Here is a 26002-nt window from a genome sequence, read left to right as displayed (position 1 = left end):
GCTGTGTCAGGTCGGCTCCGTCGGCCTGATCGCCGGCAAGCAATAAATGCGTGCCAAAACGGCCCGGCACTGTAGCCGGAAGCGGCTGCGAAAGGCAGCGCGATCCTCATCTCCTTTCCGCCAGGCTGACGTTCTTACGGCCGCCGATGACTAGGTGGTCAAGGGCCGGATGTCGAGCAGGCTCAGTGATTGCTGCAGACGCTCGATGAGCTAGCGGTGGGCTTTGGGTTGACCAAAGGGTGGGCCGAGTCATCCCCTTCTTGCGCATGCGCTTTCCACATACGATGCGTTCGGCGTGACAGCAGTTCGCATCTTCCGCTCTGGGCAACGTCAAAAAAGGCAACACTTCAGAAAATTACAGGCGTGGAAGTGTTTTTAGACAAACGCGTTCAGCCAACCTCAGTCAGGCAAAGGCTTCCCATGGCACTGTCGTTTCGTTCGCCGTCCCCCACGCTCATCGCACTTTCCGCTTTGCTGGCAGCGCTCACGGCCTGCGAAAGATCGACGCCGTCGGCGGTCTCCGCGCCGCCCGCAGCAGCGACGCGGCCAGCAGTGGCACCCGCCATAAACTGGCATGAGGGAAATGTAGAAAAAGCCATGGAAGAGGCGAAGAAAGCCGGCAAACCACTCCTGTTGTATTGGGGCGCAATCTGGTGCCCACCGTGCAACCGGCTCAAGGCCACCACATTCAAGGATCCGGGATTCATCGCGCAGACGCAGCAATTCGTGGCGGTGCATCTGGACGCAGACCTGGAAGAAGCGCAGACCTGGGGCGAACGCTTCGGCGTCAAGGGGTATCCCACTGTTATCTTGCTGCGCCCGGATCGCAGCGAAATCACGCGGCTGGTTGGCGACAGCAGTACTGCCGAGCTTGTCGATAGTCTGCGTGTGGCAGCGCAATCCAGCACAAGTACAAAACAGATCCTGGAACGGGCGCTTAAAGCTCCACACACTCTCAAGCCTGAGGAGTGGACCCTTCTCGGCAACTACAGCTGGTTACAGGACGACCAGCTGATAGATGCAAAGACTGCGCCCGGCGTGCTTGCTGCATTGGCAAAGGCGGCACCGCAGCCGGCCTTGCAGCGTCGCTTCGAGCTGCTGGCAGTGTTAGTCACAAAACAGAAGCCCGTCGCAAGCCCGGCAACATACACGTTGCTGCAAACGGTGCTTTCCGACCCGTCGGAAGTCCGGAACAATCTCAATGTACTGGTTCGAGGTGCCGCCACGCTGATTGCTGCGGCGACCGACGATGCGGGCAAACGTGCAGAATTGTCCAGGGAGTTCAGTCAGGCGTTGGCGCAGGCCTATGCCGATCCCTCGCTACCGATTGTTGACCGTCTGCGGACTGCGTATGCCGAGATCGACCTTGCACGCCTGGCGCAAGGCCAGCCGGCCAGACCTGAAAGAAATACACCGCCACCTCCGCTGCCCGCAGCAGTCGTCAAGACTGTGCACCAGCGCGTTCAATGGGCGGTGACGGAAGCCAAGACTGATGAAGAGCGTCAATCCACGATTGCAGGTGCTGCCGGCTTGTTGGCTCTGGTGGGCGATAACAAAGGATCTGCTCAATTGATGCAGGCCGAGTTGGCGCGTAGCAAGACACCGTCTTACTACATGCCCTACCTGGGCATACTTGCCGAGCAGCGCGGTGACTCAAAGACTGCGCTGTCATGGTTCAAAAAGGCCTACGATTCGACCGGTAGCCAGGGGACCATCGTGGAGCGGGGCATGACCTATCTGGACGCGCTGATCCGCCTCAGGCCCGATGACGGCACCGGTATCGAGACGCTTGCAACCCGAGTGATCGGGGATCTGACGCGGCAATCCGATGGCTATCTGCAAGAGAACCGCGAGCACTTTGAGGAAGTCGGAGCATCGTTGAAGACGTGGAGCAAGCAGAGCCCGGCTGGCGGTGCAGTCCTGACGCGCCTGCGCCAGAAGGCCCAGACAAGTTGCGCGGACAAGAACAAGCCAGCCGCCTGCGCCGGCTGGCTGGGGTGACGCGCGGCGTAGATGCGCGGTGTACCTACGCAGGTGGATCCGCATAACAGCTGCTTCATCAGCAGAAACGCAGGCAACGTCGCCCCGTCGACCACCGAGTCGTACACGTGATCGCCCACGGCTCATCCGGCGGACCGTGGATGCGCCCTGCGCCTACGCCTGCGAACGAAAGCAGTCCCGCCCATCCGCCGCTGAGCCGCTGGTGAGGCGGGCAGGCCGGTCGTCGCGCACGGACCTACAGGCAACAAAAAACCCGATTTCTCGGGGATTTTTGGATTTTCTCTGATGTCCCTGGAGGGTCCATCTGGTGCGTCCGATCTACCCATGGGAGTTGCGTGCGCTGCGAGCTCACATGCTCTTCCCAGGCCTCAACTGCGGTAGACCAGCTGATACGTCAAAGGCCCGGAAATCCGGGCCTTTGCTATTCGTTACGCTGCTCAGCATTACGAGACAACCACACAACAACCTTTGTTATCTAGACACGGCCTGTGTCATTCGTGCCTGATCCGGCAGCTAGGAGTGACAGCGACCACTCACCAGATCACCACGCGTTCTTTTTCGTCGCGCACCATTGGATCGCCAGCCTTGCACGAGAATGCGGCAGCGAACTGAGGCATATTCGAAGGAGCTGCAAACGCTCTCACCTTGGCAGGGGCATGTGGGTCGGCAGCCAATTGAACCAGCTGCCTTTCCTCACGGGTCAGCCAGCGCCAGTTGCGTGCGAAAGCAAGGAAGAAGCGCTGGTCCTGGGTGTAGCCATCCACCTTCACCGCACGCTCCGGATGCTTACGCAAGTTGGCTTGCAATGCATCGTAGGCCACGTTAAGCCCACCAAGGTCTGCAATGTTCTCGCCCAAGGTCAGCTTTCCATTGACGTGCAGCTTGGGATGATTTGGCAAGGGCACATACCCATCGAATTGCTTGACCAACCCTTCAGCACGCTGCTCGAACGCAGCACGGTCGGCTGGCGCCCACCAATTGGTACCATTGCCCGCGGCATCGAATTGACTTCCCTGGTCATCGAAGCCATGCGTGGCTTCATGGCCCATGAGCGAGCCGACCGAACCATAATTCAGCGCATCATCGGCGTTAGGGTCGAAGAACGGAGGCTGGAGGACGGCTGCGGGAAAATTAATAGAGTTGTCACCCGGCGAATAAAAGGCATTGACTGTTTGCGGCGTGGTGACCCAGCGCGTGCGATCGGTGGGCTTGCCAATCTGCATGATGTTGTAGCGGTAGTTGAATTTGGCAGCTGCTTGCACGTTCTGGTAGTAAGCCCCCGGAGGGATTCGAACCTTTAGAACAAGTCCATGATCTAAAAGAAATTAAGATCAAGAAAGCCACGAAAATGCCCCCATTAATGCCCCCAAATTACGTGGACGCTCATGGACATAATTGGATAGTTAGCAGAAGTCAAAACAGGAGCTGAACAAGCGCGCATCGTCGAAATCTCAGCTACTGTCTGTGATGTCGGCATCGACTTCACATGGCAAATAGCCCGTCAGCGACCCTGCCGAATCAACTGCAGCCATGGTACCCCTTGCCCATAGCGAGATGCAGCGCATTTGAACGCGCGAGCGTGCTCGAAACTGACCGTAGACGGAGTAACGCAGAAAGCCAAAGTCATGCCAGACATGATGTCCAGAAAGAACTGACCGGCAAGTCCACCTATGCCCCAATGGCAGGACTGACGGCCTTCATCGCAACGGTCTATACCAACTGTGGCAAGGTATCGCGTGCGAAGTTCGTCTCTTCCCTATCGTTTGCCAGGTCCGCAATGAAGCCCCCAATTTACTTGGATTGTAATGCCTCAACGCAACCCGATCCCGAGGTTGTCGAAGCTATGCTCCCCTGGCTTGGAGCTACCCATGCCAATCCTCATGCCGGGCACCTTGCTGGTCAGCGAGCCGCCAAGGCGGTCGACACCGCTTTGCAGGCTATCGCGAGCCTGATTGGAGCATCGCCGAGTGAAATGGTTATCACGTCAGGAGCTACAGAGTCGAACAACCTCGCGTTACAAGGCATTCTTTCTCAAAGCCCGAATGTCTCAAGACTTTTGCATTCCTCAATTGAGCACAAGGCCGTGATTGAGGTAGGCGCGCATCTACGTACACGCGGCGTTTCAGTTGAGACCATTCCTGTTAACAGGCAAGGCCGGGTCGAAGTAGAGGCTGCAGCGAAGATAATTGAGTCCGGGCACTTCAATCTCAATTTAGCCTCCATCATGCATGCCAACAATGAGATCGGAACCATACAGCCAATCGAGGAAGTTTCAAATTTATTGAGATCAAAAAATGGAATTTTGCATGTCGATGCTGCACAAACTGCAGGAAGATTAAGGATTGACGTTGCCGCAATGGGGGTCGATTTACTAAGCATTTCATCCCACAAAATGTATGGCCCGTCAGGAATTGGCGCTCTCTATATTTCGCGACGAGCTAGAAAATTGATACACCCTCTGTTTTTTGGGGGAGGCCAACAATCCGGGCTTCGCCCAGGAACTCTACCGGTTTTCTTAATAATCGGCTTCGGAAAAGCATGCGAAACAGCATTAAATGGCATGGAGCGCGATGCGCTGCACACCGAAGTCCTTGCGGATTCGTTTTGTAATTTTCTCAGCGAGTTCGGGGTTAATTTCAAAACTTTCGATTGCGGCGGCCCAAACCTTCCTGGCCTTAGAAGCATTCGCTTTATAGGAGCCGATGCTGATGACCTCGTCATGCGCGCAAGTCCCAAGTTGAGCATTTCAAGCGGCTCTGCCTGCACATCGGGTTCCATTCACCGCTCACACGTTCTGCAAGCCTTGAGGTTCTCCGACGACGAGGCCCGGGAAGTCGTTCGTATCGGGTTTGGCCGCCAATCGACCATGTCTGAGGCCTACGAAGCGGCACGAATATTGGCTGACGCTGCAGCCTGTATGAGTAGGCTTGGATAGGACGCACGCCTTATCGCCCGCGAGGTCTGTTGCGGACTGGTGAACTTCGCCAGTCGGGCATAGAATGTGTCCATGACTCGCCACCACGCAACATCAGCCTCGATTCCTGCCCATTTCTCGGGACACGAGACCTTCCCACTGCGTCAGATGTGGCTAAAAAAGGTCTACGATCAAGCAGTTGCGGGCGGCAGCATCCCGAAGGCAACGTTTACGGGCGACGATGCCATTGCTATTTTTGGGGTAGGCAAAAACATGGTTGCCTCCATCCGGCATTGGGCTCTAGCCTGTGGCGTCCTGTATGAAGACCAGGGCAACTTTCGTATTGGGAAGCTTGCTAGTGAGATCCTGCAGGATGGTGGTCTTGATCCCTATGCAGAGAGTCCATCCACGGCATGGCTTGCCCATTGGCAGCTTGCTGGCCGCTGCTTCCGTTCTACGACGTGGTACTGGCTATTCAACAATGTAACGGCACCGACCTTCACCCGCCAAGAGCTCGGAGAGCCTCTGGAGCGCTACGCTCGCGAACTCGATCCGAAGCACCGCCTCTCAGTCTCGACGATCTCACGAGACTTGGAGACTTGCCTGCGCAGCTATGCCCCCCGTGTGGTCGGCGGCTCGCCCGAGGACTTCGCCGAGCCGCTGCTTGGCGAGTTGGGCCTACTGCAAGAGGTCCATAAAGGACAATATGCCTTCCGCCGTGGCCCGAAAGCTTCGCTGCATGATGGCATCTTCGCGTATGCCCTAGTCGACTTCTGGAACCGCGAGGCCGATGGCCAAAGCTCGCTGGCCTTCGAAACCGTCGCCTACGCCGAAGGCTCACCTGGCCGTGTCTTCAAGCTAGACGAGGAGTCGATCGCCCAACGGCTGATTGCTCTCTCGGACTTCACAAGGCGCAAGCTTGAGTGGACCGACTCCGCCGGTTTACGGCAGGTCCACCGGAAGGATCTGTCAAAGGAAGACATAAAAAACATGATCAGGCGCGCTTATGACTGACAAGAAGCAACTGGCTCTGTCGGACATCGTCCAAATATCGCGCCAATACCAGCGCTCCATCCGCGTGGATGCCGATATCGGCCGCGCCGACGCCCTTACCGGCTACATCTGCCACGCGACTGTGTCTGCCGTGGTCGATGGCATGTGCAAGCAACTCTCAGGCACCAACCAACGTTGCTTCACATGGACGGGCCCCTTCGGCGGTGGCAAGAGCTCGCTTGCCGTAGCCTTGGCAAGCGCGCTGCACCCTGACAAGAATCTGCGGACTAAGGCGCGCAAGGCATTGCGACTGGACTCCAAGCCTGCCTTTGACAAGGCCTTCCCCGTACGTAAGGGATGGCTGCTCGTGCCGGCCGTGGGCCGGCGCGGAAGCGTGGTAGCAGAGCTGCATGCGTCTCTGCGGCGAGCGCAAGGTCGCAATATCGATGGCCGCAGCAAGCCCAACGCGCAATCACTGATTGCTGAGCTTCTCGAAGAGGCCCAAAGTCGCCCACATGACGGCGCACTGGTCATTATCGACGAGATGGGCAAGTTCCTTGAGGCTTCCGCACTGGGCTCCGGGGATGATGTCTACTTCTTCCAAGAGCTAGCCGAAGCCGCCGCGCGCTCCGAGGGTCGCCTAGTGGTCGTGGGCGTGCTGCATCAGTCCTTTGCGCAGTATTCAGCCCGCTTAGGCATCGATACCCGCGACGATTGGGCCAAAGTGCAAGGCCGCTACATCGACTTGCCCTTTGTGGCCGCGAGCGACGAGGTCGTCGAGCTCATCGGCCGCGCGATCGAAGCAAAGGATAGCCCTCCCTGGATACCCGAGGCGTCCAAGGCCATCGCCGAAGCGATCCGCTCCCGCCGCCCTGCCGTGGGGAAAGACTTCGCCAAGTCCTTGGAAGCCTGCTGGCCGCTGCATCCAGCGATGGCTGCGCTCCTGGGCCCGATCTCAAAGCGGCAGTTCGGCCAGAACGAGCGCAGCACCTTCGGTTTCCTCTCGTCGGTGGAGCCGCATGGTTTCCGCTCTTATCTAAACTCGACACTTCGCGAGGACGCGAGTTGGTATCGTCCAAGCGATTACTGGGACTACCTGCGCTCGAACTTGGAGCCGGCGATCCTTGCCTCTCCGGACGGCCACCGCTGGTCGCAAGCCGTCGAGGCGGTAGAGCGAGCCGAAGCCAAAACGGGCGATGCATTGCTCGTCTCGCTGATAAAAAACATCGCGGTCATCGACATGTTCCGCAACGGCTCGGGCCTGGCGGCCGATGCCGCGGTGATCGGTGCACTCTTCTACGACAAGACGCGCGAAGAGCTGGACGCGGCCCTCAAAAAGCTCTCCGATCTCAAAGTCGCCCTCTACAAGAACTACACCGGGGCTTGGTCTGTCTTCGAAGGCAGCGACTTCGACATCGACGCGGCCATTGCCCAAACCTTGGCCGCCTCTCCGGGCATCGACTACGGCCGCCTGGCGCAGCTCATGGGCCTACATCCGGTCGTGGCCAAGCGGCACTACCACGAGACCGGCTCCATGCGATGGATGGAGCTCTCGCTATGCAGCATCGAGCAGGCTGAGAAAATCGCCGCGAACTACCAACCCAAGAAGGGCGAGTTCGGCACCTTCATCCTCGCGCTGCCCAGTAAAGGCATGAAGCCGAGGGACGCGCGGGTACGAGCGCAGGTGTGCTCCAAGTTGAACCCATGGCCCGTGATGGTAGGCATTCCTGCGAACCACGCCCGTATCGCCGAACTCTCGGCGGAACTAGTCGCCTTGGAGCAAGTCAAAGACCGCCACGAGCTGTCAGGCGATGCCGTCGCACGCCGGGAAGTCTACGCGCGCCTAGCCGCCACCCGCGCCGACTTGGAGGACCAACTGCAAGCCGCGGTGTCGCTGGCGAAGTGGCACGACGGAACCGACCAAATCGTCGAGCCAGGCTCCAAGCTCTCACCGGTTGCGTCGAGCCTGGCCGAAGACATGTTTGGCGATTCGCCCCCGGTGTGGAGCGAGCTAGTCAACCGCGACAGCGTGTCGAGCAACAGCGTGAAGGCGCGTCGCGATCTGCTGCACGCGATGATCAAAGCAGAAGGCAAAGAGGCTTTGGGGTTCGAGGGCTTCCCTGCCGAGCGCGGCCTCTATGAGACATTGCTCAAGCGTACGGAGCTACATCGCCAAGACGCCTCTGGGGCCTGGCGCTGCATGCCTCCCGGCGATGGGTTCGCCGAAGGTTTCAAAAACCTCTGGAGCGCCACGCGAACCCTCTTCTCAGACGGGGACGCCCGCGTGGGAGCGCACGAGATTTACAAGCTGTGGAGCGGTCCGCCGTTCGGTATGAAGCTGGGCATCCAGCCCGTGTTCCTCACCACCTTCCTGCTGGCCCACAAGGCCAACGTCGCCGTCTACAAGGACGGGATGTTCGTGCCCCGGCTCACCGACTTCGACATCGACGAGTGTCTGCAAGACCCTGATCGCTTTTCGCTGCGCTGGGTGACAATCGACGAGGAAAAGAACCGCATCCTAAAAGGTATCTCTAAGCTGTTGGCCGAAATTGGCGAGAACGCCGGCGCAGCCGATCCGCTAGAGGCCGCCCGCGGCCTGGTAGCTATGGTCTTCAACTTGCCCGAGTGGGCTCGGCGGACTTCGCGGATTGGGCAAACAGCCCGTGACATGCGCGACATGCTTTTAAAGGCTAGCGACCCACACAAGGTGTTGTTCGTTGATCTGGCATCGCTCCTAAGCGCATCCGATGGCAAGGCTTATGTAAAGGCGCTGCGCGCGCCGCTGCAAGAGCTCGCCGGCGCCTACGGGAAGATGCTCGCTGAAGTCGAAGACAAGATGCTCGCCGCTTTGGACGCAAGCCGCGACGATTTGGAAAGCTTGCGCGAGCGGGCGAAGTCAGTCTCCGGCATCTCGGGAGACTTCCAAATTGATGGCTTCGCTACGCGCTTGGTTAGCTACGACGGATCGAGGGCCTCACTAGAAGGCATCCTGAGCCTAGCGGCGGAGAAGCCGCCCCGCGATTGGGTGGATCGGCACATCGACGCCGCGATCTTGGAACTGGCGAAGTTAGCGCGCCGCTTCCGCGAATCTGAGGCCTTTGCCGCCGTGCAAGGGCGCGAGGCGCACAGCGAAGCCATCGCCGTGGTCATCGGTGCGGGGGCAGATACCAAAACGATCTCTCGCTCATTCGCGATCTCAGACCGCCATCGCAAGACCGTGGAGTCCAAGACCCTCGAGGTCGTCTCCCTGCTGGAAGGCCAGGGTCTTGGAACGGAAGTTTTGCTGGCGATCCTGGCAAAGGTCGGGATGAAACTGGTGTCCATCGACAAGGAGGCAGCCAATGGCTGAGCGGCACGTTTTGGGGATCTCTGGAGGCAAGGACAGCGCGGCTCTGGCCGTCTATATGCGCGAGCGCCACCCGGAGCTCAACATCGAATACTTTTACACCGACACAGGCGAAGAGTTGCCCGAGGTCTACGAGTTCTTGGGCAAGCTTGAGGGAAAACTTGGCAAGACGATTCAAAGGTTGAATCCGGACCGTGACTTCCGCTTCTGGCTTCGTCAATACAATCACTTTCTGCCCAATCCCAACGCCCGTTGGTGTACCCGCCAACTGAAGTTGGCCCCGTTCGAGAGCTGGGTGAGACCAATGCTTGAGGCCGGCGACAAGGTCACGTCCTACGTGGCCATCCGCGCCGATGAGGACTATCGGGAGGGTTACTCGGCTAAGGCCGGCAACCTGTTCGTGAAACTGCCCTTCCGTGAGGAAGGCATCGACAAGGCCGGTGTCATCGACATCTTGGAGAACTCCGGCGTCGGCTATCCCAAGTATTACGAGTGGCGATCGCGAAGCGGCTGCACCTTCTGCTTCTTCCAACAGAAGATCGAGTGGGTGCGCCTGAAGGAGCGCCATCCGCAGGCATATGAAGACGCCAAGGCGTTGGAGAAGGACGCGTTGGAGCACGGCTCCCCCTTCACCTGGTCCAAGGGCGAATCGCTGGTCGATATGGAGCAGCCTGAACGCATTGCCGAGATCGAAGCGGAATACGAGCTCCGCCGAGCTCGCATGCGCAAAGCCATCCCGATCAATCCACTGCGACCTGTGAAGGCCTGCCCCGACGAAATCGACGAAATTTACGGGGTGGACGAAGGTAACGGCTCTTGCGCGGTTTGTCATAAGTGAACTGAGGAAAATAAGGCATGAGCGCCGACGATCCTGAACTTGGCATGGCGCATTTCTGTCCTACTTGCTCAGGGACTCGTGGGCTCGATGAACACTTAATCGAAGTTAGTTTTGCTGCGCACTTCCTTGGAAACACGTCGCCCTACTTGAGCGAGCACGGCACAACGAAGATTCGGACCGAGACGATTGGAGATTGGCTCAGGTTAGCCGCTCAGCTTGAAAAGGTCGAAGTCGACACCTGGAAGTTCGAATCCTCGGACGGACTTTACTGCGGAAGTATTGGCGACAACATCGATGCCCACGCGAAGCATTACGCGACTCACGCTACCGCGCTCACGCGCTTCATGTTTGTCTGCAGTGGCCTGGAGGAAGCCTATCGTTTCATTGATCACCTCTATGGACCATTATCGGCTCGTAAAGGCATAGCTAAGGGCCTGCTGAAGAGAACAAGTAGCCTGCGGGCGGTGGCTCTCTTAGATGATCTCTTCGAGAGTGAAGGGGTATCAGCTGTGCCTCAGGACTTTAGGCATCACTGCAACAATTTCATCATGCTGTTCGATCGATACAAAGCTAGCCACGCCGCCGCTTTGGGAGGGATGGACGTGCTTGCGGAGGGTCGATTGACTTTTGCGCTGCAGCTAGTACGCAACCTTCGGAACCATGTCGCACATGGAACTTTCCCTTTGGGCCCGCCGGCCGAATACGGAGGCCACGAGGACAGCGAAGAGCTTGTGCTGATGCTCAGGCATGCGTGCAGGGTGTCGGCCCTATACCTTCAGATCATCCTTAGATGGTTCACCGTAGGATTTGAATCCTATGAATATCGTGCTATCGAAGGTGGTAATGGCAAAAAATTCGATCACTTCATAGAAAATTGCACACTCGAATACATACAGGATCTACATGTAAAGTGCGATTTCGCCCTCCATAAGGACCTCTACGAGTAAAATCTAAATGATGACTAGCATTCGAAGAAGGCTTGGATAGCAAGTCCCGGATGAGCCGCTCCTCGGAGGCAGTCATCGCAGCCAGACATCGGACTGACATGGCACACAGGTTTCGGCGAGAAACTTACGCAGCCCCGTACCCCAACCTGCCTAAAGAGTAAGATTCTGGGGGCATCGATGATTTCTATAATGAGGATGAGCGCACGTCGCCTGCGCACTGCATCGTGAGTATTTCGCTCAGATACCTGTCTAAATTGGAGACGGAGATAAATCCGGTCTGGCCCGACGTTAGGACAGAGAATGCGTCCATCCCGATCGTTATCGCTGTCTTCTTAACCGAGCACAAGGCTACTTGAGCCGCATACTTGACGAACAATTCCACCTGATAATCGCCAAGGGGCCACTGATCCACATCATATCCAGGTCGTTGAACCGGAACGAACAGCACGGACTTTTTGACCGAAGACTGGGGAGAGATCGCGAAATCCCCAAATGGATACCCGCTCCGTCGTCGAATGTCGTACCCCGCCTCTATCCCCTCAGAAACGATGCTTTCGGGGCGATAGCGCATCTCACGCCCCAGCTCAGTCGACCACACACGCAGCAGAAACATCTCAACGATGGCCGTGGAAGCACCGCCGTTGACGACGGTGAGCGGAAGTATCAGTTCGAAAGCTCTCGTCGAGACCACGATTGGCCCGGCAATCTCGAGAACACTCCACAGGACAGCGCAGTTTGCGGTCAGTCGCTGGCTGACCGCATGCGGATAAGAAGCAGTGATCCCGCTCAGCAACCAGCCGTCAAACTCCTCATGCAACATACGTTTTCCGTGTATAGCCGCCTGCATCATGCGAGCAACGAGTTCGTAGATCAGTGATTCGCGAAGTGGAAGTGGAAGTGGATCGATGGACTTCGCGGTAAGGTAGCGATCCACTTTGGTTATGGCTTGGTCGAGTAGGGCCAGCGTATCCATCGATGTGGGCGTTGGCACATCAACGCCGTCAAAGGGCGCGGCTTCCAGCACGGCAGCTGCGATCGGCCCGGCCAGCATCAGCTGGTACCTATTTGCAGAGTTGGACGCCTTTAGTTCCCTGCACCAGGCCACCACGTCGCCTTTTCCAATCTGATTCTTTGAGGATTTGACCTGTTGAGCGCAGGTCGAACCATCGGCATACTCCCAATGAATGTCCACCTTGTCATTTTCGGAATCAGGCTCGAGCGTGACAGCATTCCACTGTCCGCTAGCCCAAAACGAGTCGAGAAGGCAGATGAGGGTCTGGACAGCAAATCCACGGATCGCTTCGCGCCCACTCATGGCTAATTCTCGAGCTCAAAGAAGTCCATGGCCATCCGCCCCCACAGCAAGCGAATTTCTTCGATACCCAATCGCACCTTCTCGCTAGGCGCTTCATCCTCCATTCGGGCCCAGGCGGCGATGAGCGACAGAACCTCTCTAGCGTACTGGACCTCCGGTCCACTCTCCCCTTGAAGCGCCTCGAAGATGCGCGCGTGCACCGGGTGACGACTGTTGAGTGTGATCAGGATGACACCTCCAGCCGTGGAGATATCGAAGATGTTGAAGCCCGTCAGATCAGAATGCCTGAAGCGAAATTTGATCTTCTTGGTGACATAATCCACGGCCAGGTCATGAGCCTTCGTCTCCTCCACGCCGTCTTGCACGATATCTGCTGTCAGCGCCAATGCGCGTTCGCTGGTGGAAGCGTGCTCCTCTTTATCACTCCTACCTGTGTCCCCCACTCGCTCTCTGCGCCTTGCCACCGAGTCCGTCGCTGCTTTCTCGGCCTTGCTTTCGGCCCGCTCCGTCGTGGCGTAGATACGTTCGCCTTCTCGCATCTTGGCCACTTGAATACGCATGGAATTCAACAACTTCTCGATTTCGCGGCTGATGCGATACATGGCAAGCCGCGGGTCCCGATCCTGCTCGAGTTCCTCCTGGTAATCCTTCACGGCAAGGCCCTCTTCGAACGCGTCTTCCTCGATACTTAGACGTGTAAATCCCGTGGCGGACTGTTTGTTGTTAGTGACGCCAAAAACGTCATCCAAGCCTGGATCGAACTGCACTTCGACCCCCCACCATCTCTCGCGCGTGTCATAGGAGTTCGTGAAGCTGTGATTGAGCTCCAACTCCCGCCCTGATCTCACGACGGAGATGCCCTGGTTTTTTTGCGCGTGCTGACCAATCGGCTTGGTTCCTCCTTCACGCCGCGTCTCTGGCTTACAGATCGACGCAATGATGGTCACGAGGTGTTCTATCCCGCAGTAAGCCACCGTGAGCACCAGCGGCTGTCCGAACGTCACGAAGGCCGGCTTTTGATTGAAGGGGAAGGGGGCATTTGTTCCGGACATCAGGTAGAGCGGATCATTTGGCCGGACGAAGCTTTCGAAGACGGTCGATTTGGTCTTGCTCTCATAAGCGGCAAGGCGAATTCGAACGGACTTGTCATTGATGAAGTGTCGGTACACGCGCCCACTGATAAATTCCGTATGTCGAAGTAAAGTTGTACTTTGCTTCCAGGAGATGCGGTCCAGCTTGCTCCAGACGACCAGTGTACCGTGCTCTTCGAGGTTACCTGCGATCAATGATCGCCACTCGGAGGGGAGTTCAGAAGATCGCGGTTCTGGAACCTCTGTCATCTTGCCATCTTGAATTTCCTGCACATCTAAATACGCGTGATAAACCGAACCTTTTTGCCATGTCCAAACGTCCACCCTTTTGCATTGAGAAATAGAGGAGTTCGGCAATCCCATCCCAAACTTACCGATCCCTTTTTGTTGAGCTTTTTCGAGGCGCGACCCGTTGCCGAACTGCAGGGCTTTTCTCAACAGCGAGGGATTCATGCCACAGGCATTGTCATAGACCGCAAGTCGGGAGATCTGACGTCGCCCGCCAGTAGGAGCCTCGTCAATACAGATGACCTCGACCTCGGTACGGGATGCGGTGTCTTCTCCTGCTTGGATGGCGTTGTCAATGAGCTCTGCAAGTGCATGGGCGGTATCACGATAGCCCGAGCTTCGCATCGCGGAGATCGATAGGTTCTGGGGAATGATGGGAAAGGACATATGATCTCCTAGAATTTCAGCGTTGACCAAGTGCCCAACGACGCCACCAAACCAGCGTCGGCTTGTGAGTCGGCTGCCACAATGAGTCTGAGCGTCGGAAGATTGGCGTCTCGAGCCTGCACGAGTCGCCCGATAGTTGAAAGAAACGATGCCTTAGACTTACCAGGCGACGCCATCACGCACAAAGTAATATCTGGGATAGCTCTTCCGGCAAGCAGGAAACCGTGGACGCACAAGACCTTTTCTTCTCTGGCGACAAATTTCTGAAGGGCAAGAGTGCGTGCTGCTGGAGAGTCCTCTGAAGTAATCGATCTTGCCGGAACCCCTAGAACGGGTAGCAGGCAGGCAAAAAGTCTCGCACTAGCCGGCGTTGTCGCGTAAAAAATGATCCGCCCCCCTTTCTTAGATTCCTCACCAAGGAGTGTCAGGAGACGCTCGTTGCGTTCAACGTTTTTACTGAGCTCGCATACATAGGCTTGATCGAAGTCAAGTGAGTTCTCGTTACTTGCGGTGGGCGAGGCATCTGTTGAAGCAGTTGCAGACGATGTACTTGTGAGGTCGACGATCGAGCCTGCGATGTCCACGAAGTCGCCCGCATTGCGAAGCGCCTGCAATTCGTCGTCTGCCGTGACCGTAATGCAAGCTCCCGTGAAGGCTGACTGCAAGGCGCTGCGCGCAGGTCCGGGCGGAATGGAAGCTCCTGACGAGGCTAAGATCCCCACTAGGCTAAATGGTCCGCCCGCTGACATTCTTCGTACGATCTCCGCGCCAGCGGGATGGACAAGGTTCTCCGCGTCTGCAAGAACTGCCACCGAGGTGACGGCACCGAGCTTCTCCAGGGCTGCGTCATCTTTGCTGAGTCGGAGGATGTCAATGACCGCAATCGCTCCCCCAAGTTGATCCAAGTCTCGCGCCGGGTGGTTGCCATAAAGTTGGAGAAGGGTGGTATCCCGCGATCCCAATTGCTTCCATACCTCCTGCAGCTCAAGGAAGGCTTCCTCACACATGGCCGCGCCCGGTGCCAACCAGACAACGGACCTGTCGTCAGCTTCCGAGCGAAAGAGATCGAGCACAGCAGTGGCTACGAGCCGGAGCTTTCCAGCACCAAACGGCATGTGGACAAGAATGGACGCCGACGGGTACGCGATCGCTCGTCGAAGTTCGCGAAATGCGTTCAGTTGATGCGCGTAGAGCTTGTGGGAAGCAACGGCTTTGTGGGATCCCTCGGATGGTTGAAGAGTTTCCTCACGCTCATCATTCGCAACACCGTACCATGTGTCCAGAAGCTCCAGATTTCGCGGTGCGTCGAAGTCGATACCCCCCAGTGTCCGGTGAGGGGAGATCACCGGCAACTGAAGCAAATTGCACAGATCAGTGGCCTCTTGCTGATTCAGCTTGGAGACTAAAAGGCTTCGAATGTCTCGCCTTCGTATGGCACCACGTTCACCGTTCACGTTAGCGATGAAGTAAGCCAGACTCATTGGGCTAGTCACATCTGCGCCCAGCTTGCCTAGCAACGCCATGGTCGAGGGACCTACGAGGGCGGTGAGCGCAGATGCCTCGTTTCTAGCCAAGTGTTCAACGAGCCGCGTCGTCGCAGCCCCTTGCGAAGATCCAGGGATCGACGGTGCCTCTTGAGTATCAGATGGTGCCATGCGCTAATCTTGGCGAGTTGTCGAGCGAAATCGCCATCACAGCCGCGGTGATCTCGTCGTCGGACAGAAAGGGAGCTTGTGCGTAGACCAGGCCCTGCTCGCCATTAAGCTTGGCAGCCAGGTGTCCACGGCCGAGAAGGAGTTCAGCGCCTGGTCGATCCAGCGCGATCTTGGAGGTGGCCTCGCTAGAAACTTTGAGAATAAGGCGGTTGCCGAGGTTTTCGCGCAACTGCATTGGCATGACATCCTTGTCGGGGCGCTGCGCTGCAAAGATTAAGTGGATCCCCGCAGCGCGGGCTTTGACGCCGAGTCGCTGTACAGCAGCGCCCACTGCAGACTTGTACCCATCGTCGAGCATCCAGTCCGCGAACTCGTCATGGATCAGGAAGACCATGGGCAAACGTTCGTCGGCCGAGACTTTCGCATTGTAGGTCGGCAAGTCACGTGCACGAGCCTTGGCGAATAAGCGATAACGTTCTTCCATCTCCTGCACTAAAGCCTTGAGAACTTCCGCCGCTTTCTCCTTTGTCGTCACGATCTCGTCGCGCATGTGCGGCAAGTCCGCCAAGGACGCGTAGTCGACGCCCATCTTGGGATCTATCAAGATAAGCTGCGCCAAGTCCTTCGGGTTAGTTGCGGCGATGTCCAAGATCAGCGCCTGAATCAGCACTGATTTGCCGCTGCCGGTGGCACCCGCCACCAACGAATGCGGCTCATGGGACGAGAGCCCGCCAAATTCCGCGCCGAGGTTCAGATACAGCAGTGCACCGTTGATCTCCTGGAGGCCCAAGAGGAATGACGTGTTGATACCGGCGACGTTACGATTGAGCTCGCGTCGCGACCACAGCTCCCAGAGCGACACGGACTGGCGTTTGGAGCCGGCGACCGTCACCACGATCTCGCCGGGCTTGGGCTGGACGGTGACGAGATTGATCGCGTGCGTGGTCAGGAGCTGGGTGCGCTTGTTCTCAATGTCTTCCACGCGCAGCCGGTCGGAACCAGCCAGGCGCACCAAGCAACCATTGGGGGTCAGACGCGTCCCCAAAATGGCCGCCTGTAGCCCGTAACTGTTAAGCGCGGCCTTGAGCTTCTTGGTGACTTCCTGAGCCCAGTCCTCCCGCTCAACGTCGGACTGCGCGCCGCCCGCGAACTTGGAGGCAACCAGCTCTGAGAAAGCGGCGCCAAGATTGGCGGCCAGCGCAGGGCTTAGAGCCGAAGCCGGCGGCACGGTATCGGCTTTGGCCAAGATTTGCGCAGGCGGCGAAGGCTCTTGCGCCAGGCTAGTGCCCGGAGCCGCGGCGGTGGCTTCCTCTGGAGACTCTTCCAGCAGCACGCCGACACCGCTAGCGAGTTGGCCCATGGCGGCGAGCCATGGCACGCGCGGGGCAGGCTTTTTGAAGCCATGCCCATCCCAGGGCTGGTGGGGTCCCAGCCCAGCGCGGGCGCCGAGTCCGCCGGCGCCCTTAGCGTAGGCCTCGGCGAGCTTTCGCAGATCGGACCGATCGAAGACCTCTTGCCACGATTTCACGCCGTCGGAATCCTCCAAAAGCTCCTGGTCGGAGGCAGAAACCGAGCCGGCGTCCGAGGTGTGGACGTAGACGTGCGAGTAACCTCGCAGCGAGATATCTACATCGCCCTCGCGAAGCTTCGAGCGCGCGCGCTCCATAAGACCTGTCATGCCTGGTGGGATGTCGGCGTCGATGAGCATGTCGGCCAGACGGGCTAACCACACGTCCCGGTCCAGCCGGCCGGGGTCGCCGAAAAGCGCCTCGCGGAACATCCCAAGGGTCGTCAGGAGTTGATCCTTGGAATCGCGGCGCGCTTTGGCCAAGCCGTCGGCGGCGACGTATTTAGATTCGACGATTGAGATCACTACGCGAACGCGCTCCTCCCGTTCCTCGACATTGAGCGCAAGGATGTCGGCGATACGGCTCTCTGGCTGCGAGAGCCAGCTTGCGTAGTCGTCGAGCAGGAAGTACGCCGTCAATATCTGCCCCCCGCCAGCGGCGGCTCTGAACTCCTCTGCGAGCAAATAGCGGCTAAGCACCAGGCCGATCATTTCGCCTGCGGATACGCCGCGCTTGGCTGCGCGCAAAACGATATCGCCGGAGACCGATAGCGCATCGCGCTTGGCCTTGTCAGCGGCGGCCTGGACCTCGGAAGCATCGAGTTGCAAATTCAGCTCGTCCAAGCGGCGGCGCACTAGTACGCCTAGCAGACGCAGTTCGGAGGTCGAGCTCACGATCATATTGCGGCCGTTAGTGGAGCCGCGGCGATAGCGGACGACGGTGATGTCGTTGTGCTGAAGTTGGCGTTTGTCGAGCAGCTCGTCATAAGTGGCGACCCACTCGGCCAAGTCATGGGCGTCCTTGATCATGCCGGCCAGCGCGGGGCTTTGCAGCGAGATGCGCCGGGCTGGCAGGAAGCGTTCGCCAGGTAATGCATCAAGCTGGCGGCAAACGGCAGCCACTGCGGACACATAGGCCCAGCCCGAGGCCGTCTGCCAAGGACAGGCCAAGAAGGTGGTGGATTTCAGTTCGTTCTCGCCCGAGACGCTGCGGTAGGACCAGCGCGAGGGAGCGTGCTCCAAATTCGGCCGATCGTTCGTCCAGGCGACAGAAAGCCATTCGGACTGCGCCGCCCGCGAGACCACGTCATGCAGGAAAGCTACATCGAAGGCCTTGAAGCCCTGGGCGCTCTCGCTAGGCGTGGCCGAGATCGGCGTTACCGAAATGCGTAACCTGGAGATGAAGTTGTCGCTGGTCTCACTGACTACGGGCAAGTCCGGATCGTCTCCGGCCTTGTTGACCAGCTCACCGTAGACGCTGCGCAGCTTTGCCGGATCCGAGTGACGCACCGACACGCTGCATTTAAGCTTCCCGTCCTCTTGAATCGACGAGAGCTCGCGCACAGTAGCCAGCGGCAGCTCGGCCGCATCGGCGTTGTAAAGTACGACGCTCAGGTTCGATGCCTCATGAGGCTGCAAGCCAACGTAGCGCTCCAAGAGCTCTCGTGCTTGCTTGGCAGCGGCAGCTGGGTCCACGTCGGTCATTGCATCCTGATTGCCCCGCGTGGGCGATTCCAAGAGGCTATAGCCGTTGACTGTGCTGCTCTCAGACACCAGCGTCGGCGCGCCGGCCCGGTTGAGGACAGCGATCTCCGGATAGAACGGATGGGCGATCTCGTCGGAGAACTCGCGCATGAAGATTTCGCGGTCTCCATAGAGGATGTTGCCGCTGGAGAGCAAGTGGGTGGCAAATCCGGCGACACGTCGGGACTTCACTGCCAACGCCTTCATGCGCTCCGGGTGCCATGGCGGGATGATCAGCGCGGGGTTGTCGCCAGCCACGCGGGCCGTGCCTACCGAAAGAATCTCGGAGACCAGGCGCGAGCGGCACACGTCGCCGCGCGCTTGGGACATAAGGGTCGCCATCAGGGCGCCGAAGGATTCGGCCTGGCGCATGACGGCCTCGCCATGAAGGCCGATAGAGACGAAGTCCTCCATCGCCTTGATGTAGTCCTCCTCGAACTTGTCCCAGGATGCCTTGACCTCGTCGCGCTGCGGCGGAGTTAGATAGCCGCCTTCCGCGAGATCCTTGATCCGGCCCTTTATCTCGCGGCGCAGGCTGCGGAGCCTGCTGGCCGCTGGGACCAAGGAACCCGCGTCGGTGGAATAGGTGGCCTCCAACGTGCCGGTGTCGAGCAGCGAGACATTTTGCACACCACCCTTCTTGCTTACTAGGCGGCGCGGGACTTCTGTGCAACCGGCCGCCCCCCTCTCCAAAAGGCGACGCATATCTGCGACCATCGACAGACCAATCGAGGTGGGTTTGTAGCTCCACAAGAGCTGGGTCTTGGCGAGCACATTCTCTTTGCCATTGGAGAATTGGATTAGCGCCACATCGAACTTGATCTGCAAGGCCATGCGCGAGAGCGATGAATTCGGCCGCATCTTGTTTTTCTTGTCGCTGCGGAGCTCCTTCTCCTTGGCAAAGAAGGCCTCATAATCGAAAAGCGGATCGGGGAGGCTCGCATTGCCGAGACGCTCAACCTTCCAATCGGCCTTGGAACCCATGAGCTCCTTCAAGCCACGATACATCGCCGAGAAGTAGCTGCCGGCGTCGTAATTGAAGCGCTCACGCCACTCCTTGCGACCCTTGGTCACGGTGAAGCGCAAGATGCGCTCGCCTTCGGTATCGCGCAGCCCCGCATGTAGGCTGTTCACTACGCGCGCGAACCCATCGAAAAAGTCGTTGCATTCGATGGGCTTGCCATAGAGGGCCTTCTCCCAGCGCGCGCATAGCTTGGCATCTTGCTCAAGCAGCCGGCGGTACTTGACGAAGAACTCCTCATCGTCTTCGGTAAAGTCGGAGCGTCGCTCGCGCGACTTCAAATCCTCCAAGAGCTGGCGCCCCTCGAGATCGAGCGAATTCTCTTGGTCGCAATCGTGGTCGAGGAAGCGGATGGTCGAGTCAGCCAATCCGAATTGTTTCTCCTTGGGCTTGTCGAAGGCGAGGTAGACGCCGTCGGCCTCCCACTCGAACTGGGCCAGAGCGGAAGACACCTCCTGATCTCCCGCGGGAGAAGTGACGAAAGCATCAAGCGCAAGGCGCGCGGCGTCCGTGATCTCAGCCGCATTGATCTCAATGCGCTCAATTAGCTCGTCGGGGTCCAGCGGCTGGCCGTTATGGCGAAGTTTCTTTAGCAGCGGCGCGCGCTGCGTGAAGAGCTTGGCGAAGGCCTTCTGCCAGGCCTTGCGAAGCGGTCCGAAGCTCTTTGCATTGGAGAAGAACCCTGTGTCGCGGGGCAAACCAGCACGCGGCATTGCAAAGCCCACGGCATCGCGGATGGCAAGTCCGCGGATGGACATGGCCTCGACAATCTCGGAGCAGAACTCGCCAAGCTGGACGAGTGAGAGCTCAGAGGAGGCGAGCAATCCGCCCAAGGCCGCATGGAACACCGAGCGGTCATCCGGCACCGGCGCGAGCCCACCCGCGTGCAAGGCGGCTTCGACCCAGGATTCAGGGTCGGCACGCATCTCCTTGGCCCCGATGGCCATGACATGGCCGAGCGTGTCGGCCAAGTTGTGCTCGTTGCCGTTAGCAGTCAGGATTGCAGACTTGACGGTCGCAGCGTTGTTGCGGACGTAGCCGGCGTTATGCGGGATGAGGATCTCAGGCGGCAGGCTTTGGCCATCAACCAAGGCCTCGGGGATCATGAGATCCACGCGAGCCAGCAGGTCGGGATTAGCGAGGATCGCCCGCGCCACAGCCGCAATCTGGCTGGACGAGAGCTTGTCGAGCCGGAACAACGCGGCAGAATCGCCGGACTGGCCGGGATTGGAAATCCGCTTGGCTAAGATGTCCGCGCCGACGCGGCCAATAATGCGGTCGGTCAGCATGCGGCCTCTTCCTTCGCGAACGGATTTTCGACAAACGAGCAGGAATCGGAGAGCCTGCGTACCAGGCCCAATCCCAAAAGCCGGGCTTCAAGGTTGTCCCGGTTCTCACTGAGCTCCTCTTGGTCTACAAGTTTTGCGTCGACCAAGCGCGCGCCTTCGGCGTCGCCGAGGATGAGGCCGTAGCGCTTCTTAGCCTCAGTCAGGAACTCGTCGAACTGCATAGGGTCGTCGACGATGGCCACCACGATCGACTTTAAAAGCCTATCGTTGGGGGCGTAGCGGGTGCGCCGCGAAAGGCGGCGGGAGCTGAGGCCAATCGCCCGCGACCAGGACGCGTGAATCTTGCCGACATGCTGCTGATGCCGCGCGAGGGCAAGCTCGGTGAGCCTGTCGACTAAGGCGTCGGGGCTCTCGCCCGAGTGGTCCTCGTCGTCGCCCCCATCGGCTGATGGCCACTGGAAGCGCTCGCGCATGAGCCTCACGCGCTCAGTTTCCGGGAACTCGCTGGAGGCTGCCTCGGTCCAACCGGCATCCATGCGGATCGACTCGACATGGGCGCGCACCGCCTTGGCGGGCAGGCCTTGGTTGAGCTGGTAGCTGTCGCCGGAAAGTGTGCGAACCTTCGTGCGTTCTTTGGAAACAATCTCGCAGAGGATCTCGACCGGATCATCGTCGCCGGCTACGCGCTTCGCCCGCTCCAGGAAGTAGAGCAGCATGTTGAGCCCGGAGATGACGATCAGGTGCTCCAAGGCGTCATAGATCGGCATATCTCTGGCCAGAATCGACAGCCAGTCATCGCAAATTTGATCAAAACGCGGGTTAGCGGCTTCAGGCAGATAGCCAGACTGCCGGGCTTCATCCGCGCGCTGTGACGGACCTTGCATTGCTCGCGCGAGCCGGTTCATCGGCGCCTCGCGGTCGAACAGGCGCTTGGCCAGCAGGTCGCCCAGCTCGGCGCCGCGCTTCGACCGGGTGAGCATCATGTAGAGCAGCTCGCCAGTGCGCGCGAAGAAGCGCCGATCGTTACTCATCTTGCCCTTGGAGTCGATCTCCAAGTCCTCGTAGAGGGCGTCTGGGCCGAAGGGAAAGACAAATTTGGAACTCCAGCGCTTGTTGCTGCGCGACTCGAAGGAAGAGGAGCGCAGCAGCTCCACGGCCTTGGCGAAATCGTCGAAGCTCGCGAACGAATTGCGCAGGTAGGCCATGTCGTCAACGCCGTCACCGTTGCCTGTTGCCCCGTGGGCGAAGCGCTCGAACCACTGCCGCCATTTCTCCTCATCCGGTTGTGCGCTTTCGGAGATGGACTCGACGTAGGGGTTGTTGAAAAGCAGGCCGCGGAGGCGGATTTGGCGCTGTGGCTGGAACTTGAAGGCACCACCAAGGCCCTCTTGTGGGCGAAGCGGCTTGTCGAGGTTCGAGCCCAGTGCTCCGAGAAACTCGAGCACCGTCAAATGAGGGAGTTGCTCGTCGTAGAGACGGTGCCCCCAGATGTTCTCGTCGACGCAAAAATCGACGCTTTTGATCTCGGGACGTTTAAGGATCTCGCTCATTCCGGAGTCCTTACGGTTACGGGGCGGGCGAACCCGCGGCCTCCCGGCTCGATGTCGATGAAATTCAGCGTCAAGGCGGAGGCTTCCCCGCCGACCTCGTCGTCGTCACCGGCAAAGCCAGCCTTACGGACGATCTCGGCCTTGCGCAGCAGCTTGGTCTTGAAGGCCAGAAGGTCTTCAAGGCACTCGTTGGAAAAGCTTGCTGGCAGCGCGCCCTCGGCCACACGCGCGAGGAACTCATGCCGGATAGGCGTGAGGTCGAAGGCGACTGAGTTGCCGGGGCTTGGCGAGAGCGATACGTCGAGCTGAAGGCGGCCAGCCTCCTCGTCGTACTTGATGGCCATGCCTACGCCACCCTGCCTGCGCGATGGCGTCTCATGATCGCAGAGCACACTCACGCGGCTTTGCGTGAATCCGCCGGAACTGGCAATGAAGATGCGGTCAACGTTCTCCAAGAGCAGGCCCGTCATGACCCGGTTAAGGCCACGTGCAATAAGCCCGCGAGTGGTGTCGTTCACCGCCTTCTTGGCCTTGAGCGACTCGATGATGTCCAAGTACTCGCCAGCGAAGCGAAAGGCCGTCATTGACCAGCGGGGGTAGCCGGGCTCGGATTCAGGCAGCGTGAAGTAGAGCCGGCGACGCTGGTCCTCAAGAATCTCCATGAACTCAGCGGAGCCGCCATCCAAGCGCGCGCCTTCATAGCCTTCCAAGTAGGCGTCCTGAGCCGCGCGGAAGTCCGCCGTCGCGCCATAGACCGGGTCAACGGCCACTAGACGCGCGAAGTCGGCCTGCAATCGCGAATCGTCCTTACCGTAGACCAGCAAACCATCGGCCGCGTTGGTCGTCTCCTCACCCACACCGAAACTCGCCATAGCCTTGAATACGAGGCGATCAGAGGCCCGTCGCTTAGGCAGGTTGGCCCCGAATGCGTTGGCGTAGATGCTGGCCTTGCGGATGTGGCTGCCCTCTTGGATCTTGGGCACGTCCGCGCAAGTCATCAGGTTCTCTTTTGCCAACTTGGCATCTGCGTAACCGAGGACCATGTTGGAGCATAGTGCCAGCAGATCGCGCACCGGAAGATGTAGCCCATTGAGTCTGGCGATCTCGACCAAGTCGCCAAGCCGGAGCGCGAGCTGCCCGCTATCGGCTTCTCCGAGAAGGCGGCGGCGGTTCTCATCGATCGGGCAAACATTCCCACCTACCCTCAAGGAGCAGCGAGAGCAGTTTGCCCATTCGGGGTGCCCAGCAACTGCCTTGGCAACTTCGTCGAGCGTCTTGCGGCTGGTGGAGCGGCTGAGGTCGAATACAGCCAAGCGGTCGGGCGCCGCCACTGCTTGCAGGAAGCTCTCCTGCAGGGGCTTGCGGAGCGGATGAATGCGATCCTGCCGTTTACCTAGGTCGCGCAGGCGATCGAGCAGTTGGCCATGGTTGGCCGCCAGGATTACGACTTCGGAGTCGTCGCCTCCTAGAACCGACCTTTCGAGGCGCTGCAGCGGCAGATCGCTCTCCTGGCCATTGAATTCGGAAAGATCCTTTATGAACACCGCTAGGCGACCATCGACTAGGCGATGTTCCTTCACGTTCTCTTTGCCCGCCCAGACTTTGGGGTCGCCGCCGATGTGGTTCCACAGTGCCCGGCAGTGGTAGGTCTTGCCATCGCCCGCGGTGCCGACGATCAAGAGCGAGCCCTCCACCCTCGACTCAATATGTCGAATCATGTCTTCGAGCAGCGGTGTGGAAAGACGAATCGGTTGGACTTTCGCTCGCCCGATCGCGCCAATCACGTACTCATCGAACATCGTAAGATTGCTCGAGGTTGGCCCATAACTCCTCAGCAAGCGCACCCACGCACTTGTAGGAAAAGAAAATTTTTCAGCTAGACCAACTTCGCTGGTTACGGTAGTCACTCGCTTCTCCCCCTGCCAATTCCCTGACTGCCCCATCTCCGAATGAATTGTGCCATGGAGGCTCAACGTGGCGACCAGTCTCCAATCCTATTCTGTAGACCCGCTGAGAGCCAATGGAGCGATGTACGCCTCAGCCAGCTTCCGCAAGGACCTATCCAAGACTCTAGTGAACCGCCCTGGTTCCGTGGAGGCCACCCGACGCGACGTCCCCCCGCCCTGAGTAGCGGCCTGGTTTAGAGTCCGGGGTTGATGATATCGTTGTTTGCCAGATGTTGGGCATAAGCAGCCGGGGTCATGCCGCCGATTGCTTTCTTGGGTCGGTCCTCGTTGTATTCGCGTCGCCAGCGTTCGATTTCGGTGCGCGCGTGCAGTAACGTCGGGAACCAGTGCTCGTTGAGGCATTCGTCGCGCAGTCGGCCGTTGAAGGATTCGACGTAGGCGTTCTGGTTCGGTTTGCCTGGCTGGATGAGCCGTAGTTGCACATTACGGGCATGCGCCCAAGCGACCATCGCCTTACCGCAAAACTCCTTGCCGTTGTCAGTGCGGATCACCTTCGGCAAACCGCGACGGTGCGCCAGTCGGTCCAGCACGCGCGTCACCCCGTGCCCGGAGATCGCGCGCTCCACTTCGATGGCGACCGCTTCGTGGGTTGCATCGTCCACGATCACCAGACACTTGATCACCCGGCCTTCGGCGGTGCGGTCGAACACGAAGTCCATCGACCACACCTGGTTGGCCTGCGATGGCCGCAGCAGCGGTTGACGCTCGCCTATTGGGACCTTCTTGCGCTTGCGGCGGCGCACTTGCAGCTGCTGCTCGCGGTACAACCGCTCCACACGCTTGTAGTTCACGATGCGCCCTTCTTGCCGCAATTTGAGATAGATCATCCCCACGCCATAGCGGCGATGGCGATGCGCCAACGCACAGATGCGTTCGCGCAGTTCGCCATTGCGATCTTCGCGTGGGCAATAGCGCAGCGCACTGGCGCTCATACCGATCACTGCCAACGCACGACGCTCGCTGGCACCACGCCCGATCCATTCGCGCACCAGCGTACGACGCGCCGGTGCGCTTACCACTTTTTTCGCAGTGCATCCTTGATCAGGTCGTTCTCGAACAGCTGCTCGGCCAGCAACTTCTTCAGCCGCGCGTTCTCGGACTCGAGGTCCTTGAGCCGCTTGGCATCGGGCACGCTCATCCCACCGAACTTGCTGCGCCACAGGTAGTACGAGGCCTCGCTGAAGCCATGCCGCCGGCACAGGTCCTTGATGGCGACGCCGCTTTCGGCTTCGCGCAGAAAGCCGATGACCTGCTCGTCAGTAAAACGTTTCTTCACGTCCAATCTCCTCGGGGTAGGGAATTGGACTCC

13 protein-coding genes and 1 pseudogene are annotated in these 26002 nt (G+C 58.9%); 6 read left to right on the top strand and 8 right to left on the bottom strand.

All coding sequences use genetic code 11. The annotated features are described in order from the left end of the window. The first annotated feature begins 420 nt into the window (after window positions 1–420). A complete protein-coding gene (locus XcyCFBP4188_RS12035; protein WP_043909372.1) occupies window positions 421–2001 on the top strand; it encodes a thioredoxin family protein in 1581 nt (526 codons plus the stop codon). Between the two features lie 533 nt (window positions 2002–2534). Here XcyCFBP4188_RS12035 and XcyCFBP4188_RS12030 read toward each other — a convergent pair. Then, window positions 2535–3296: pseudogene (locus tag XcyCFBP4188_RS12030) on the bottom strand (M13-type metalloendopeptidase); the annotation flags it as partial. Between the two features lie 191 nt (window positions 3297–3487). Here XcyCFBP4188_RS12030 and XcyCFBP4188_RS12025 point away from each other — a divergent pair. The 5 genes from XcyCFBP4188_RS12025 to XcyCFBP4188_RS12005 all read left to right on the top strand — a co-directional run bounded on the left by XcyCFBP4188_RS12025 (window position 3488) and on the right by XcyCFBP4188_RS12005 (window position 11039). Next, the gene (locus XcyCFBP4188_RS12025; RefSeq protein WP_104592194.1) at window positions 3488–4936 is read left to right on the top strand and encodes a cysteine desulfurase family protein; all 1449 of its coding nucleotides are present in this window, start codon (window positions 3488–3490) and stop codon (window positions 4934–4936) included. A 72-nt stretch (window positions 4937–5008) separates the two neighbouring features. Beyond that, window positions 5009–5929, top strand: coding sequence for a DUF4007 family protein (locus tag XcyCFBP4188_RS12020; protein WP_104592193.1), 921 nt, complete (start codon window positions 5009–5011; stop codon window positions 5927–5929). Beyond that, complete coding sequence (locus XcyCFBP4188_RS12015) at window positions 5922–9257, top strand: ATP-binding protein (RefSeq protein ID WP_104592192.1); 3336 nt, start codon at window positions 5922–5924, stop codon at window positions 9255–9257. Before XcyCFBP4188_RS12020 ends, XcyCFBP4188_RS12015 begins: the two co-directional genes overlap by 8 nt. Next, window positions 9250–10092, top strand: coding sequence for a phosphoadenosine phosphosulfate reductase domain-containing protein (locus XcyCFBP4188_RS12010; protein WP_104592191.1), 843 nt, complete (start codon window positions 9250–9252; stop codon window positions 10090–10092). Before XcyCFBP4188_RS12015 ends, XcyCFBP4188_RS12010 begins: the two co-directional genes overlap by 8 nt. Before the next feature lie 17 nt (window positions 10093–10109). Further along, window positions 10110–11039 (top strand): hypothetical protein, encoded by a 930-nt coding sequence (locus XcyCFBP4188_RS12005; RefSeq protein ID WP_146094053.1) that lies wholly within the window; start codon window positions 10110–10112, stop codon window positions 11037–11039. A 184-nt stretch (window positions 11040–11223) separates the two neighbouring features. Here the strand turns inward: XcyCFBP4188_RS12005 and XcyCFBP4188_RS12000 are convergent, their stop codons facing one another. The 7 genes from XcyCFBP4188_RS12000 to XcyCFBP4188_RS11970 form a co-directional block, all read right to left on the bottom strand. After that, window positions 11224–12354: a hypothetical protein gene (locus tag XcyCFBP4188_RS12000; RefSeq protein WP_104592189.1), complete on the bottom strand. Its 1131-nt coding sequence runs from the start codon at window positions 12352–12354 to the stop codon at window positions 11224–11226. Window positions 12355–12356: 2 nt separating this feature from the next. Beyond that, the gene (locus XcyCFBP4188_RS11995) at window positions 12357–14120 is read right to left on the bottom strand and encodes an ATP-binding protein (protein WP_104592188.1); all 1764 of its coding nucleotides are present in this window, start codon (window positions 14118–14120) and stop codon (window positions 12357–12359) included. An 8-nt stretch (window positions 14121–14128) separates the two neighbouring features. Continuing rightward, the gene (locus tag XcyCFBP4188_RS22600) at window positions 14129–15775 is read right to left on the bottom strand and encodes a DEAD/DEAH box helicase (protein ID WP_146094052.1); all 1647 of its coding nucleotides are present in this window, start codon (window positions 15773–15775) and stop codon (window positions 14129–14131) included. After that, complete coding sequence (locus tag XcyCFBP4188_RS11985) at window positions 15762–21176, bottom strand: FtsK/SpoIIIE domain-containing protein (protein WP_104592186.1); 5415 nt, start codon at window positions 21174–21176, stop codon at window positions 15762–15764. The genes XcyCFBP4188_RS22600 and XcyCFBP4188_RS11985 overlap by 14 nt, the downstream gene beginning before the upstream one ends. After that, window positions 21170–22726 (bottom strand): hypothetical protein, encoded by a 1557-nt coding sequence (locus tag XcyCFBP4188_RS11980; RefSeq protein WP_104592185.1) that lies wholly within the window; start codon window positions 22724–22726, stop codon window positions 21170–21172. The genes XcyCFBP4188_RS11985 and XcyCFBP4188_RS11980 overlap by 7 nt, the downstream gene beginning before the upstream one ends. After that, window positions 22723–24525, bottom strand: coding sequence for a hypothetical protein (locus XcyCFBP4188_RS11975; RefSeq protein ID WP_104592184.1), 1803 nt, complete (start codon window positions 24523–24525; stop codon window positions 22723–22725). The genes XcyCFBP4188_RS11980 and XcyCFBP4188_RS11975 overlap by 4 nt, the downstream gene beginning before the upstream one ends. A 341-nt stretch (window positions 24526–24866) precedes the next feature. Then, a protein-coding gene (locus XcyCFBP4188_RS11970; RefSeq protein ID WP_104592223.1) for an IS3-like element IS1404 family transposase occupies window positions 24867–25969 on the bottom strand; the annotation gives its coding sequence in 2 pieces (ribosomal slippage) (window positions 24867–25711 and window positions 25711–25969; 1104 coding nt in all). Window positions 25970–26002: the final 33 nt, after the last annotated feature.

The organism is Xanthomonas hortorum pv. cynarae (genome assembly GCF_002939985.1).
In the GTDB taxonomy this organism is placed as follows: domain Bacteria; phylum Pseudomonadota; class Gammaproteobacteria; order Xanthomonadales; family Xanthomonadaceae; genus Xanthomonas; species Xanthomonas hortorum_D.
Note: the sequence above shows the minus strand (reverse complement) of the source record. Positions and strands in the feature narration are given on the sequence as shown.